The organism is Microbacterium aurantiacum (assembly GCF_031625015.1).
In the GTDB taxonomy this organism is placed as follows: domain Bacteria; phylum Actinomycetota; class Actinomycetes; order Actinomycetales; family Microbacteriaceae; genus Microbacterium; species Microbacterium aurantiacum.
Map to the genome: position 1 here is coordinate 258,386 of NZ_JAHWXH010000001.1, position 13,615 is coordinate 272,000.

Below are 13,615 nucleotides of genomic sequence, written 5' to 3' on the forward strand. Positions count from 1 at the left end.
GGGGAGGCTCGAGCATGCCGCTGCGCACCGATGGCGACGCGACCCCGCGGGGCGGGCGCCCCGCGACCGCGGCCGTCGTGATCTGCTCACGCGACCGGCCCGAGATGCTGGAGCGGGCCCTCGCGGCAGTGCAGCGCGGCGTTCCCGACGACACGGAGATCATCGTGGTCGATTCGGCATCCCGCGATGACCGGACACGCGCCGTCGCCGAACGCGCGGGGGTGCGCTACCTCCGCTCCGACATCCCCGGCCTCTCCATCGCCCGGAACATCGGGCTCCGGGCGACCGAATGCGACGTGGTGGCGTACACCGATGACGACTGCGAGGTCGCTCCCGACTTCCTTGCCGAGCTCGTCGTCCCTTTCGCCGACCCGCAGGTCCACGCGGCGACCGGACGTCTGCGCGACGCGCACTCGGCGCCGTCGACTCCCGTGACGGAGGAGGCGACGACGTTGACTCGCATCCTCGACGGCCTGGATGCCGGGCACGGCGCCTTGATGGCCGTGCGGCGCGGCCCGGCCGTGACGGCGGGAGGGTTCGACCCGATCCTGGGTGCCGGCCGCCGCTTCGGTGGAGCGGAGGACATGGACATGCTCTGCCGGCTGCTCCGCTCCGGGGGGACGGTGGCTCGCGTCCCGCGATCGATCGTGACCCACGTGTTCACGCGAGAGGACGACGACTACGTCCGGCTGAACACGAATTACGGCCTGGGGTTGGGCGCGATGTGCGCGAAGTGGCGGCGCATGGACCCCGCGGCCGGTCGCTCGCTCACGTTCCGCGTCGCCCGTCGAGGGATCTCCCGTCTGGTGCGGCGGTCACGCGACACCCGCACCCGCACCGGTCAACTGGCGTTCCTGCGCGGACTCGCCCGGGGCTTCTCTGAAGCGCGCCGCATACCTCTGGATGGCCAGAATTTCCGCGACGAGCGCCCGCCGGCGCCCGTTTCGGCCGAATCGGAAGGGATCATCGGATGAGCGGTCGACTCTCGGGCGCCGCACGCTCGTTCCTGAATCCTCGAACCTACGTGCAGGCATTCCGACTTCTGCATTTCGCCGCCTACTCGCACGTGCAGCAGGTCTCGCGTCTCCAGCGCGGTGCCGACGTCAGCTTCGCGCCCAACGTGTCCTTCCGCAACGCGGAGCGCATCACCATCGGCGCGGGAACACACATCGGCGAGCACAGCATCATCTGGGCGGGAAACAGCACCGGGCGGATCGTGTTCGGCGAGAAATGCCTCCTCGCCCCGCATGTGACGATCACGGCCTCGAACTACGCCACCGAACCCGGTGAGTTCGTCATGGACCAGCGGAAGATCGAGGAGGACATCACGATCGGCAGCGATGTGTGGCTCGGAGCGAACACGGTCGTGCTCGCCGGCGTCACCATCGGCGACGGAGCGATCGTGGCCGCGGGCGCCGTGGTGACCAAGGATGTGCCCGCGGGGGCGATCGTCGGCGGCATCCCCGCGCGGGTGATCGCGTGGCGCGACCCTCTCCTCGCCGAGACGGAGCGCACTCCGTGACCGCCGATGAGATCGTTCCGCAGATCGCCGTCGTGATCGTGAACTACAACACCGCCGACGAGACCGCGGCGAGCATCGCCAGTGTGCTCGCGATGACCCGGACACCGACGGAGATCGTCGTCGTCGACAACGGCTCCCGCGACGGCAGCGTCGAGACCCTGAGGGCGCGGTTTCCCGAGATCGCGGTCGTGGACGCGGGCGAGAACCTCGGCTTCGCGGCCGGAGTGAACCGGGGCGTCGCTCACACGACGGCGCCCTGGGTGCTGCTGCTCAACCCCGACACCGTCGTCCTCGACGGGGCGATCGACGCGCTGCTGGCCTACGCCCGGGCTCACCCCGAGCACCGCGTCTACGGGGGGCGGACGGTGCGTCCCGACGGGTCGACGGACCCGAGCTCGTGCTGGGGTGCGATGTCCCTCTGGTCGCTCGCGTGCTTCGCCACGGGCCTGTCGACCGCCTTCAAGCGGTCCCGGATCTTCGACCCGGAATCGCTCGGGTCGTGGCAGCGGGACTCCGTCCGCGAGGTGCCGATCATCACGGGATGCCTGCTGCTGATCAGCCGCGAGGACTGGACCCTGCTCGGCGGGATGGATGAGACGTATTTCCTCTACGGCGAGGACGCCGACTTCTCGGCCCGGGCCTGGGAACACGGGATGCGACCCGTCATCGTTCCTTCGGCCACGATCATTCACGCCGTCGGGGGATCCACTGCCTCGAGCGGTCGGAAGATGAGCATGGTGATGGCCGGCAAGGCGACCGTCCTGCGGCGACGCTGGCATCCCGCTGCCGCCGCGATCGGCATCGCCCTCCTCCAGGTGGGCACCGCCGTGCGGGCGCTCCCGGCGGGCGCCCGCGGACGCCGGGGCACCACCTGGCAGGTGGTGTGGGGGCACCGCCGCGCCTGGCGTACGGGATATCCCGCTTCTCGACCCGCTCTCTTCGGCGACGCGCCGGCAGAACCCACGACCCGAACAACCGACATCCCACTGGGGGGAAAATCATGACCACCGACATCCCGAACCTGGTCGCAGCGTTGCGTCAAACAGCTGAGCGCATCGGCGACGACCACGGCCTCCGCTTCTACGACACCCCCGAGCTGTCCACCTACCGGGGATACGCCGAGCTCGACCGCCGCGCCCGCGCGATCGCCGAACGCCTCCAGCGCGCCGGCCACCGCCCCGGGGAGACCGCCGTGGTCGCGCTGCAGCCCGGTTTGAACTGGGCGGATGCCGCGTACGGCGTCCTCTATGCCGGACTGGCGCTGGTGCCCGCCCCGGTCGCCGGCTACGGCGCGACCGGAACGATGGGCGAGCGGATCGCCGGGATCGCCCGCTCCGCCGAGGCGACCGTGATGATCACCGAGGCGTCTGTCGCCGAGGCGATCGGCGGCGACCTGCCCGGTGTCGAGGTCGCCGCCTACCTGTTCGAGGATCTCGTCTCCGAGGGGAACGCCGACGGATGGATCGAGCCGGAGCTGACGGCCGACTCGCTGGCGTTCCTGCTCTTCACCTCCGGCTCGACCGGAGATCCGAAGGGCGTGATCGGAACGCACGGCACGTTCCTCGCGACAATCTGGGCATGCGGCGAGCTGTTCGGAATGGACGAGGATTCGGTGCTCGTCGGTTGGTCCCCGCTGCACCACATCATGGGCCTGATGCTCCAGGTCCTGAATCCCGCGACGCTCGGCGCTCAGGCGGTGATCACCGCGACCGCCCAGTTCCAGCGTCGCCCCGTCTTCTGGCTGCAGCTGATCAGCAAGCACCGCGGCACCGTCAGCGTCGCGGGCAACTTCGCCTTCGCGCTGGTCACGCAGCTGGCCACCGCGGATCAGATCGAAGAGCTGGATCTGTCGAGCCTCGAGGTGCTCTTCTCCGGAAGCGAGCCGGTGCGCTCGGAGACCGTCAATGCCTTCCTCTCGCGATTCGCGACGACGGGCCTGAACCCCGCCTCGATCGCCCCGGTGATGGGGATGACGGAAGCGATGCTCATCAGCGCCAAGTTCCCCGGCGACGAGCTGGTGCTTCGACGCTTCGACTCCGCCCGCCTCGAGGACGGCGAACTCGTCCCCGCGGACGGCGAGGGCAGTGTCGAGATGGTCTCGTGCGGCCGTCCGAGCAGCCGGACCAGCGTCGTCATCGTCGATCCCGACACGTTCGAGCCCGTCCCCGACGGCACGATCGGCGAGATCTGGGTGGCCTCCGACATGGTCTCCCCGGGATACTTCCGCCGTCCCGATGCCACCGCCGAGACCTTCGGTCACGAGCTCGCCGGCCACGACGGTGCCCACATGCGAACCGGGGACCTCGCGGCGATCCTCGACGGCGAGCTGTACGTCACCGGCCGCCTCAAGGAGATGATCATCATCCGCGGGCGCAACATCTACCCGCAGGACCTCGAGGCGCGCGCCCAGCGGCTGCACGCCGCCGTCGGCATCGGGTCGTCCTTCGAGCTCGAAGGCCACCCCTCGGCGGTGGGGATCGTCCTCGAGCTCGACCCCGAGACGGCGCCGCCCGCGACGGACCTCGCCGATCTCGCGAACGCCGTCCGAGACGAGCTCGGCACGGCGTACTCCCTCCCGTCCGTCGCGGTCGCATTCGTCGACACCGGGAAGCTCCCCCGCACAGCCACCGGAAAGGTTCGTCGCCGGCCGACCCGCGTGCTCATCGAGGAGGGGTCGCTGGACGTCCTGCACAGCAGTGGCTTCCGCCCCGTCCTCGCCACCCACACCCACTGATCGTCTGACCCGAAAGATCTGTCATGTCAACGCCCGAAACCATTGCCGCCTCCGCCCCCAGCCCGTCCGACCTCGGCGACTGGCTCGTTGACCGAGTCCGCTTCTACGACCAGGTCGATGCCGAGTCGGTGACCCTCGATGCACCGTTGAAAGAGCTCGGATTGGACTCGATCTACGTCATGACCCTGTGCGGTGACATCGAGGACACCTACGGGGTGGAGATCGACCCGGCGTTCTTCGCCGACCACTCCGACCTGCGAGGCGTCGCCGAGGCTCTGCACACGCGCGTGACCGCGACGTGACCTTCGTCTCCGGCCACCGTCCCTCGGTCGCTTCGGTGACCGAGGGACGGTGGTCCGTCCTCGGCACGGACGTATGGTGGCGCTTCGGTCGCGTCGACGGTGAGCCGAGGCGCGTGGCGTACGCGTGGGTGGAGCACCTCGTCCGCTCGCGGGAGGGTCTCCCCTGGCGGGGGCTGCACCGCGAAAGCGTGGCCGCCAAACCACGACTCGTCGGCTCCGAGAGCGTCGACTTCTCGATCTCGCACAGCGGCGATGCCGTGCTCGTGGCGGTGGCGCGCGGTGTCCGGGTGGGAGCGGATGTCGAGGCGGCGCCGTTCACGGCCTTCGATTCGATCGCACTTCGCCGCCGCATGCTGACACCGGCAGAAGCGGAGGAGCTTCCCCGGCTGAGGCCCGAGGACGCGCGTACACACCTCGCCCGCCTGTGGACCGCGAAGGAAGCGGTGGCGAAAGCGACCGGCGAGGGGCTCGCGTCCGACTTCCGGACGCTGGCGGTCCCCGCGCCGCCGACGTGGCGCGGGCGTCCTGTCGAAGCCTGCCTGGCTGTCATCGACGACCACCCGCACCCCACAACCCGACACCTCACTCTGGAGACGTCATGACCACCACCGAACGCATCGCCGCGCCGGCGAAGACCCGCGGACCGCATGCCGAGTTCATGCAGATCTGGGAGGAGGGGTACGTTTCCAACCACATCTCGTACGAGAACATGCACACGCCCGGGATGTTCGTCGTCGACGGCGAGACGTTGCGTCGCGCGGACGGATCACTCGACCGCGAGCGCATCGTCGCTTTCGTGGCGGCCACCATGGCCAGCACCGCGCACTTCCGGTTGCGCCTGCAACGCCCGCTGTTGGGGCTGACTCCCCCCGCGTGGGTTCCCGACGAGCGATTCGACCTGTCGCGTCACATCGTGTTCGCCGACGAGCCGGCGGATGCCGCGACCGCGGACGTGCGACGACTCGCCGGCGCCGATGACGGCCTGATGCCCATCGACCACCCGCTGTGGCGCTTGCGGATCACCGATCTGACGGATGGCCGAGTGGCCGTCGGGACGATGATGCACCACGCGATGGTCGACGGCATGTCGGGCATGAAGATCATGTCGGTCATCGGTCGGAAGCGCGAGGAGTCGCTGCCTGTGCCGGTCGACCCCTTCGCCGGCGTCCGAGCCGCCCGACGGGCAGAGCTGCCGCTCCTCGCGTTGCGGCAGTGGTGGAACCGTCTTCCCGAGCGCACGCTGCCGGCCGCGTGGCGCGCCTACCGGACGAAGCCCTTCGCACGCCGCCTGCGCCGAGTCGCGGCTCGCACTCTGATGCCCGTGCGATTCCATGCCGGCGGTGCCGCCGCTCGAGAGGCCGCGCTCCCGCCCCGGCATTCCGCGTGGCGCCAGCTGGATGCCGCGGCGGCGGGCCGGCGCGCGCGAGAGATGGGCGGGACGCTCAGCGACCTGCTCGCCTCGGCGATCGTCGGTGCGTGGGACGGGCCGGAGCGCGTCGTGCGGTTGCGGTTCCCCGTGTCCTTCCACAACGACAAAGAGCCGCACATCCGCAATCACGTCCGCGACATGGCGGTGACGGGGAATGCCGATGCCGACCTCGCGGCGACGGTGGCGTCGATCCACGCGCAGGTCGCCGACCGGGAGTCCGCATTCGACCACGACACCGTCCCGGGATTCCCGATCGGATACAGCACGCTCCTGCCCTGGGTCTCACGCCCGCGCTACTTCTGCGGCGCGGAGGTGCTCGCCATGGTCCCCTTCCCGGCCTCCCTCGGCCGGGATCATCTCGCCGCGGCCGGCATCATGTACAACGGTTCCCTCTTCATCGGAGCGAACATGTCCACGTCTCGCGACGTCGAGAAGACCGTCGGGCGGATGTTCGAGCTGCTCACGGGCACAGCCGACCCGGGGAAGTCGTGACCGTCCCGCAGGAAGATGCGGTTCCCCGCTCGGTGTCCGTCGTCCTCCCCTCGTATCGTCGGATCGACCGCGTCTCGCCCCTCGTCGAGGAGTATCTCCGCCAGGGGGCCGATCAGGTCATCGTGATCCTGGACGGACCGCATCCCGGCTGGGAAGGATCGCTGTCGGGGATCCTCGCCTCGGAGAGGGTCACGGTCGCGGAGCTTCCGGCGAACGTGGGGCTCGCTCGAGCGCGCATCGAGGGTCTGAACCGCGCGCACGCGGACATCGTCATGGCCGTGGACGACGACGTGGAGCCTGAGACGGGGCTCCTCGACGCCCACCGCCGGTTCCACGCCCCGCTGGGCGATCGGGTACTCCAGGGCTATATGCCGGTCGCGTTGCCCGCTCGGCGGGGCGCCGACGACGCGCCGACTTTCCTGTACGCCCGCGATTACGAAGCCCAGGCACGGGTGTGGGATGCCGGCGACTCCGACCTGATCCTGGCGTCGCTGTGGGGTGGCAACGTCAGCCTCCCGCGGGGGCTGTATCAGCGTGCGGAGGAACTGAGACCCTCTGTGCGTCTGGAGTACAACGAGGACCTCGATCTCGGTATCCGCCTGCAGATGCTGGGCGCCCAGGCGACGTTCGATCGACGAGCTGCGGCGCGCCACCACCACGATCGCGGCGTCGACGCCTTTCTCGCGGAGTGCCTGGCGCGCGGCGGAGCGGTCTCGACTCTCGAGCACCGATGGGGTCGCCGCCCTCCGCAGCTGACGCCACTCGTGGAGATCTCTCCGACGTATAACCGCGCCCTCGCCCGCGTTCAGCGTGCGATCGCCGCCCGCGACGATCGCGGTGTCGTCGAAGCGGCGCTCGTCGCGCTATACCGGGTCGCCGGCCGGATGCACGCGTGGAGAGTCCAGGACGGCGTGGCGCGGGTGCTCCGCCGAGCGCTGATCATGCGGGGGTACCGACTGACAGCCACCGCGTTCCCCACGAACGTCTAGTCACTTCTAGTCACTTCAGACGCGAAACACAACGTTTACGCAGGAAAGCCTCATCCCGGGTAGGCTGATCAGAATCTCCGGGACAGGTCTCGACCGCCGACCCGTTACTCCCTTTGCAACAACCTCACTTTCGTAAACCGATGAAGTCTGGGGGGACTTTATGAAGCGCTCGCGCACGCCCATTTTCCGACGATGGGCCCTCGCCCTCGTAGCCGCAGTCGTGGCCGTCAGCGCCGCCGGGGGCGTCACCGCCGCCGTCGCCGCCTCGTCGCCCTACAGCGGCTCCGTATCCATCACCGTGGATCTCTCGTCCGGCGGACACGCCGACGTCGCGATCACGGCGACGAACACCTCGGGCATCACCGCCTGGGGCGGCGCCAAGCTCACGCACCCGGACGGCAGCTACGAGATCTTCGGGCCGCGCGAGTTCGCTCCGGGTGAGACCCACACCTGGTACGACCGCATGCACGGATGCAGCTGCGCCAACCTGCCCGCGTCCTCGGTCATCGTCGGGTTCGGCGAGTCCATCGACACGCCGCACTGGTCGTCCGGCACGATCACCGTTCCGGACCCGCGCGTCACCGTCATCGGCTGCGACGTCACCCCGACGCCGACTCCGACGCCGACCGTGACGCCCACGCCGACTCCGACGCCGACGCCGACCGTGACGCCGACTCCCGAGCCGACGCCCACGCCGACCCCGACCGACACCGTGACGCCGACCCCGGTGCCGACCGACACGGTTACACCGGCGCCGACCGACACGCCCGTGCCCGCGCCCGCCAACGGGGGACTCGCCGTCACCGGTGGCGAGTTCGCCTGGGGCATCGGCGGCCTCGTGGCCCTCGCCGCCATCGCCGCCGGAGCGACCCTGGTCATCCGCCAGCGCGCCGGCCGCCACTCGGCATCGCAGTAACGCCTGATACAACGACGATGCCCGTCGCCCCTCCGGGGGCGACGGGCATCGTCGTCGTTATCGCAGGTGGCTACGGCACCGGATCGGCCCTCAGTGGGCGCCGAGTTCGCGCAGATGCGTCGAGAGGTCACGGATCGTGGGGTAGTCCCACATGATCTCGGGGTCGAGCTCGAGTCCGTACTGATCCTCGATGTCGCCGCACAGGGTGAGCGCGTAGACGGAGTCGATCCCGATCTCGGTGAACTCGGTGTCGACCGTGAACGCGAGATCCGGTCGCTTCCCGTACGCGACGATCCGGGAGGCGACCCACGCCTGCACATCGTCTTCTGTCGAGATGATCGTCATCTTCTTCTCCTCATTCGGTCGGTCTGGTCTGTGTGCCGTCGGTCAGCCGAACACCGGCACACGGTCGAAGGTCATCGAGCGCTGTTGATCCGCACTCGCGACGACGTCGGTGATGGCACCCTCGATCATCGCGTCGGACAGCACGGCCCCGTGGCCGCGGAGACGTCGGCGGAGCCGGATCGAGGCCGCCTCCAGCCACGTCGAGGATGCGGCGGCTTCGCCGGAGGCGTGTCGTCGGTCGCACGCGTCCCACGCCAGGATCGTGGCAGCCTCGAGCGCCGACGCGACCTCGCCTCCGCCCGTGCGGCCTTCCATCCCGAGCGCCTCCCGCGCTGGGCCGAGTGCCCCGTCATCCGAGTGCACCTCCACGGCAGCGAGCGTTGCCACGGAGGTGTCCGAGGGATGCCTGCCCAGCCCCGCGAGTGCCAGCGCATCGACATCGCGGAGCAGCGTCTCGAAGACCGCGTACGGTGCGACCCGCGCATAGAAGGTCGACCCGAACAGCACGGACAGAGAGCGCATCGCATCCGTCAGAAGGCGCGGGACGAGTGCGACCACCGCCGATTCCTTCGCGGCATCCGGTTCTCCGGCATCCATCGCCTCCAGCGCCGAATCCGCCAACGCGTCGGCGATGAGGAGGTCGGTGTGCACCTCGGCGATGAGGCCCCGCGCATGGGGGATGTCGAGGACCGTGCCGCCGTAGAGTTCCCGTCCAGCGGCGTAGCGAACAGCGAGACGCAAGGACGTGTCGAGGGTCGCGATGGCCATCGCCGCCAGCACCGCGCGCGCTCGCTCCCGGCCCTGCGGGCCGTGGGGAAGGGCGAGGACCGGAGCATCCAGGGCGGTGGCGGTGGCGAACCGGGTGCCTCGGAGACCGACGGTACCTGTCGGCGGATCGAGCACGAGCGACTCCTGGGCGGGGCAGATCGCCAGCAACTCAGCGCCGTCATGGCCGACCGACGGGATGTACCAGCTCGCCGCCGTCTCCGGCGCGACGAGCAGCGGCGTCCGCCCCCGGAGGAGCCCGCCGCGCACGCGTGGAGGCTGCCGACTTTCGGCGAGCGTCGCGGCGGCGCCACCGCCCGACAGGAGCACACCGAAGGCCTCCGCGGCGACGGGATCGGAGGCGTCGACGGCGGTCGCGTGGAGCGCGAGGGGTGCGGTGACGAGCTCGAGTCCGGATGCCGGGTCACGTCGGAAGAGCGCACGACCCTCCGCCACCGCGGCGCGCATCGTCTCGCAGCTCCCCCCGACAGAACGCGGCAGGAGGAGGGAGGCGACCAGGCCGGTCGCACGGAGGGCGTCTCCGGCCTCCCCGCGGAGGCGGGAGCGCTCTTCGTCGGACACCGTCTGGGCGAAGGGCAGCAGGCCGTCGTCGAACGGGTCCCCGAGGAGGCTCTCGAGGACGGTGGCTGTCGACACGCCGGGGTTCATGTCGTTCCCCGATCGTTCCACCACCGCGGCAGGAGGGAGACCGTCTGCCCTGATTGGATGAGCGCCTCGCTGGTCGCCGCGAGCTGTCTCGCATACGACCGCTGCTCGGGTGGGGACACACCCAACCGACGGCACACGCGATGGAGCACCGCGCGAAGCCAGAGGTCGTCGTCCCACAGAGGTGTGTCCATCCGCGCGCGTGCGGCGCGATGTACGGCGAGCGCAGCCGCCCCCGCGAAGGCGAAGGCGAACCTCTCCGCCAGCGCGAACTGCTCCACGGGAGGGCGGGACGCACGCTCGGCTCCGCGAGCCTCGGCGATCATGTCGTCGAAGGCCGCAGCCAGGGCGTTGACCGCAGCGCGGATGTCGGGGGGCGTCAGGTCGTGGTCGAGCTCCGAGGCGAGCCCCGGGAGCGCGGCGAGAAGCGTCGAGCCTCGACGCGTGACGAGGCGTAGACGCGTCAGATCGAGTCCGGTGGGTCGAACATCGAAGGCGAGCGCGGCGCTGACGTCACCCGGATCGGGTGCAGGGTCGTCGGCGGCCCGCACGATGCTCGAGAATTCGCCCGCGATGACGTTGAGGTTGACCACGGAGTTGCCGTCGAAGATCGCCACGACCCGGGCGTCGCGGGCGATCTTCTGGAAGTGCGCCGTCCGCCCCGTGGTGAGGTGGGCCTCCGCTCCGAGCGCGCCCCCGATCTCGCGGACCGAGGAGTCGACGGCATCCGGAACGAGGTATTTCACGAAGGCGCTGACGAGCCCCATCTCTTCGGGTGCCGTCTGGATCGTGCGTGCACCGACGAATCCGACGACCTCGGCCAGGAGCTGATCGGCGACGGCCGTCGCCACCGCCTCCGGGTCTCGTCGCGCGATGCCGCCGCCTCCATGCGAGCCCTCCAAGACGAGGCGAAGCGCGTGATCCCCCGCGCCGAGGGAGAGCGCGGCGCACAGGGTCCGGGTCAGCTGAAGGCTCTTGAGGACCAGCTCGAGGCCGTGCCCCTCAGGACCCACCAGGCCATCGGGGTCGACCCGCGTGCCGTGGAAGTCGATGCCGCTGATGTCGGCCCCACGGATGCCGTGCAACGGCCGACGCGGGCGGTACGACAGCGTCGCGCCGTCGACCTCCTGTTTGTCGACGAGGACCAGCGAGAGAGACCGCGGCCCGGAGCGCTCGGCCGTACGCGCCAGAACGGTGATCGCCCGGCCACGGGTCGCGTTCCCGATCGGCCACTTGTGCCCGTCCACGGCGATGGAGTCAGAGCCGATTCGCGCGGTGGTGGCGGAGCGGCCGATGTCGCTGCCGCGCCCTTCCTCGGTCAAGCCCCATGACACCGGATCGCCGGCCGAGACGATCGCCGCCATCCGCTCGGCGGAGCGATCGGCCGCCGTCCACGCGCAGACCGCTCCGAGGAGCGTCTTCCCGTGGCCCACGGCGGCGGTCACATCGCGTCGGGAGACCTGCCGCATCAGCAGGAGCGTACGCAGCGCATCATCGAAGTCGCCGCCGACGGCGGTGGGGATGTAGAAGCGGTGCAGGCCCCAGTCGTTCAATGCCGCCGCAGCGGCGTCAGGAAAGCGCCGGGCATCGTCGTCGGCGAGCGTCTGCGCGTCCGGCATCCGCGCACCGGCATCGTGCGGGTCGCCGAGGAAGCGGTCGAGCTGCTCGGCGGTCTGCCAAGCGAAGGAGGTCGGCGTGTTCATCCGACCGGCGCGTCGACGTCATCGCGCCGGTCGATCGTCAGCCCGTCGGTGTGTGCCACGGTGATCTCACCCGTGAGGAGGGCGGCTCGCACGCGCCCGCGCTGGATCTTCCCGCTCGTCGTGCGGGGAAGCAGTCCCTTCCGCACGAGCGCGATCCCGATGCTCGGGAGCCCGAAGTCCCGGGCGATGGCGCGTCGCACGTCGGTGCTCATCGCCGGCAGGTCGGCGGAGGACAGGGTACGCGGATCCACTTCCACGGCGATCCCGACCTCCGACGCCTGCCCCTCGAGGGCGAACGCGGCGCTCAGACACCCGGGGTCGGTGCCGACCTCGCGGGATGCGGTGGCCTCGACGTCCTGCGGGTAGATGTTGCGTCCGTGGGAGATGATGAGGTCCTTCTGCCGGCCCGTGATGACGATCTGCCCGTCGACGATGGCCCCGAGGTCGCCGGTACGGAGGTAGGGCAGGTCGTCACCGACGATCCGGACGCCGAACGTCTCGGCTGTCTCGAGGGGCCTGTTCCAGTACCCCCGGGCGACACTCGGACCATGCACCCAGATCTCGCCGACACGCCCGTCGGGCTGCCATTCGTGCGACACGGGGTCGACGACGGCCACTGTCGATCCGGGGACAGGCGGACCGCAGAGCACCAGGTCGACCGAGCGGGCATCGACGGCAGGGAGCAGATCGCCGCTCTCGAGCGCTCCGGCGTCTGCCGAGATCGAGTGGATGCCGTCTCCCGCCGCGGCGGAGATGATGAGGGTGGTCTCGGCCATGCCGTAGGCGGGGATGAAGGCCCGGCTGTCGAATCCCGCCGCGGCGAACCGCGCCGAGAAGTCGCGGGTGGTGTCGACCTTGATCGGCTCGGCCCCGGTGACGACGTGCGTCAGCGACGACAGGTCGAGCTCGGCGAGTTGCTCGTCGGTGACGACCTGGGTGCACAGCCGGTAGGCGAAGTCGGGTGCCACGGTGAATGTGCCCCGGTGACGCGTGATGAGCCGAAGCCAGAACAGCGGACGGCGCAGGAACCTCGACGGCGAGGTGAGGACCGCGTCGGCGCCGCCGTAGATCGGGCGGAGCAGCAGGCCGATCAGCCCCATGTCGTGGTAGTGCGGAAGCCATCCCACCCAGACCGAGTTCTCGTCGTCGACGACCGCAGCGGCGATCGCCTCCTCGTTGGCGACGAGGTTGGCGTGCGTGACGGTGACACCCTTGGGCGCACCGGTGGAACCGGAGGTGTACTGCAGGAGGACGACGGAATCCCCGTCGATCCGCGGCGGCACCCACGCGTCGACGAGAGACAGGTCCGGCCCCTCGAGCAGCCGAATCTCGACCCCCGGCATCTCGGCGGCATCGACCACCGCGCGCACGGACGACTCCGTGAGCACGAGTCGGCTTCCGGCGTCCGCGGTGATCGCGGCGAGACGGGCGGCCACCGCTTCGATGTTCCGGCCGGCGGTCACCGGGACCGGCGCGATGGTCATGCCCGCGTAGATCGCCGCCCAGACGGATTCGATGAAGCCCATGCCCGGGTCGAAGGCGAGCACCGCGACGTCGCCGGGGCCGTAGCCGAGATCGGTCAGAGCGGCGGCGCGGGCGCGCGCACGCTCATCAAGCTCGGCATACCCCCAGCGCACGGATGTCGTCTCGTCGGAGTAGAAGCGGATTCCCCGCTCGTTGCCCGCGCGACGCGCGGTGGCCCGCATGGCGTCGAGATACGTCGTACTCACCATCGTTTCCCCCCAGGAAGCG

General features: G+C 70.1%; 13 protein-coding genes. 9 read left to right on the forward strand and 4 right to left on the reverse strand.

Annotated features, from left to right (window positions below; genetic code table 11):
- The first annotated feature begins 14 nt into the window (after nt 1-14).
- From KZC50_RS01135 to KZC50_RS01175, 9 genes are all read left to right on the forward strand, one after another.
- Entirely contained in the window at nt 15-974 is a 960-nt protein-coding gene (locus tag KZC50_RS01135; RefSeq protein ID WP_310890299.1) for a glycosyltransferase family 2 protein, read from the forward strand.
- Nucleotides 971-1,522 (forward strand): acyltransferase, encoded by a 552-nt coding sequence (locus tag KZC50_RS01140; protein ID WP_310890300.1) that lies wholly within the window; start codon nt 971-973, stop codon nt 1,520-1,522. The genes KZC50_RS01135 and KZC50_RS01140 overlap by 4 nt, the downstream gene beginning before the upstream one ends.
- Nucleotides 1,519-2,526 carry a glycosyltransferase family 2 protein gene (locus KZC50_RS01145; RefSeq protein WP_310890301.1) on the forward strand — a complete coding sequence of 336 codons (1,008 nt, stop codon included), beginning with the start codon at nt 1,519-1,521 and terminating at the stop codon, nt 2,524-2,526. The genes KZC50_RS01140 and KZC50_RS01145 overlap by 4 nt, the downstream gene beginning before the upstream one ends.
- Nucleotides 2,523-4,256: a fatty acyl-AMP ligase gene (locus KZC50_RS01150; protein WP_310890302.1), complete on the forward strand. Its 1,734-nt coding sequence runs from the start codon at nt 2,523-2,525 to the stop codon at nt 4,254-4,256. The genes KZC50_RS01145 and KZC50_RS01150 overlap by 4 nt, the downstream gene beginning before the upstream one ends.
- 23 nt (nt 4,257-4,279) lie before the next feature.
- On the forward strand, nt 4,280-4,558 hold the full coding sequence (locus KZC50_RS01155; protein WP_310890303.1) for an acyl carrier protein: 279 nt from the start codon (nt 4,280-4,282) through the stop codon (nt 4,556-4,558).
- The gene (locus KZC50_RS01160; RefSeq protein WP_310890304.1) at nt 4,555-5,160 is read left to right on the forward strand and encodes a 4'-phosphopantetheinyl transferase family protein; all 606 of its coding nucleotides are present in this window, start codon (nt 4,555-4,557) and stop codon (nt 5,158-5,160) included. The genes KZC50_RS01155 and KZC50_RS01160 overlap by 4 nt, the downstream gene beginning before the upstream one ends.
- Nucleotides 5,157-6,479, forward strand: a complete 1,323-nt coding sequence (locus tag KZC50_RS01165; RefSeq protein WP_310890305.1) for a wax ester/triacylglycerol synthase domain-containing protein — start codon at nt 5,157-5,159, stop codon at nt 6,477-6,479. Before KZC50_RS01160 ends, KZC50_RS01165 begins: the two co-directional genes overlap by 4 nt.
- Nucleotides 6,476-7,468 carry a glycosyltransferase gene (locus tag KZC50_RS01170; protein ID WP_310890306.1) on the forward strand — a complete coding sequence of 331 codons (993 nt, stop codon included), beginning with the start codon at nt 6,476-6,478 and terminating at the stop codon, nt 7,466-7,468. The genes KZC50_RS01165 and KZC50_RS01170 overlap by 4 nt, the downstream gene beginning before the upstream one ends.
- Before the next feature lie 160 nt (nt 7,469-7,628).
- Nucleotides 7,629-8,384: a hypothetical protein gene (locus KZC50_RS01175; RefSeq protein WP_310890307.1), complete on the forward strand. Its 756-nt coding sequence runs from the start codon at nt 7,629-7,631 to the stop codon at nt 8,382-8,384.
- 90 nt (nt 8,385-8,474) lie between these two features.
- On the opposite strand, the gene KZC50_RS01180 is transcribed toward KZC50_RS01175, so the two are convergent.
- From KZC50_RS01180 to KZC50_RS01195, 4 genes are read right to left on the reverse strand one after another with little or no spacing between them, the layout of a single operon-like run.
- Nucleotides 8,475-8,729 (reverse strand): acyl carrier protein, encoded by a 255-nt coding sequence (locus KZC50_RS01180; protein WP_310890308.1) that lies wholly within the window; start codon nt 8,727-8,729, stop codon nt 8,475-8,477.
- Nucleotides 8,730-8,771: 42 nt separating this feature from the next.
- The gene (locus KZC50_RS01185; RefSeq protein WP_310890309.1) at nt 8,772-10,151 is read right to left on the reverse strand and encodes an acyl-CoA dehydrogenase family protein; all 1,380 of its coding nucleotides are present in this window, start codon (nt 10,149-10,151) and stop codon (nt 8,772-8,774) included.
- An 8-nt stretch (nt 10,152-10,159) separates the two neighbouring features.
- On the reverse strand, nt 10,160-11,863 hold the full coding sequence (locus KZC50_RS01190) for an acyl-CoA dehydrogenase family protein (RefSeq protein WP_310890310.1): 1,704 nt from the start codon (nt 11,861-11,863) through the stop codon (nt 10,160-10,162).
- The gene (locus KZC50_RS01195) at nt 11,860-13,596 is read right to left on the reverse strand and encodes a fatty acyl-AMP ligase (protein WP_310890311.1); all 1,737 of its coding nucleotides are present in this window, start codon (nt 13,594-13,596) and stop codon (nt 11,860-11,862) included. The genes KZC50_RS01190 and KZC50_RS01195 overlap by 4 nt, the downstream gene beginning before the upstream one ends.
- Nucleotides 13,597-13,615: the final 19 nt, after the last annotated feature.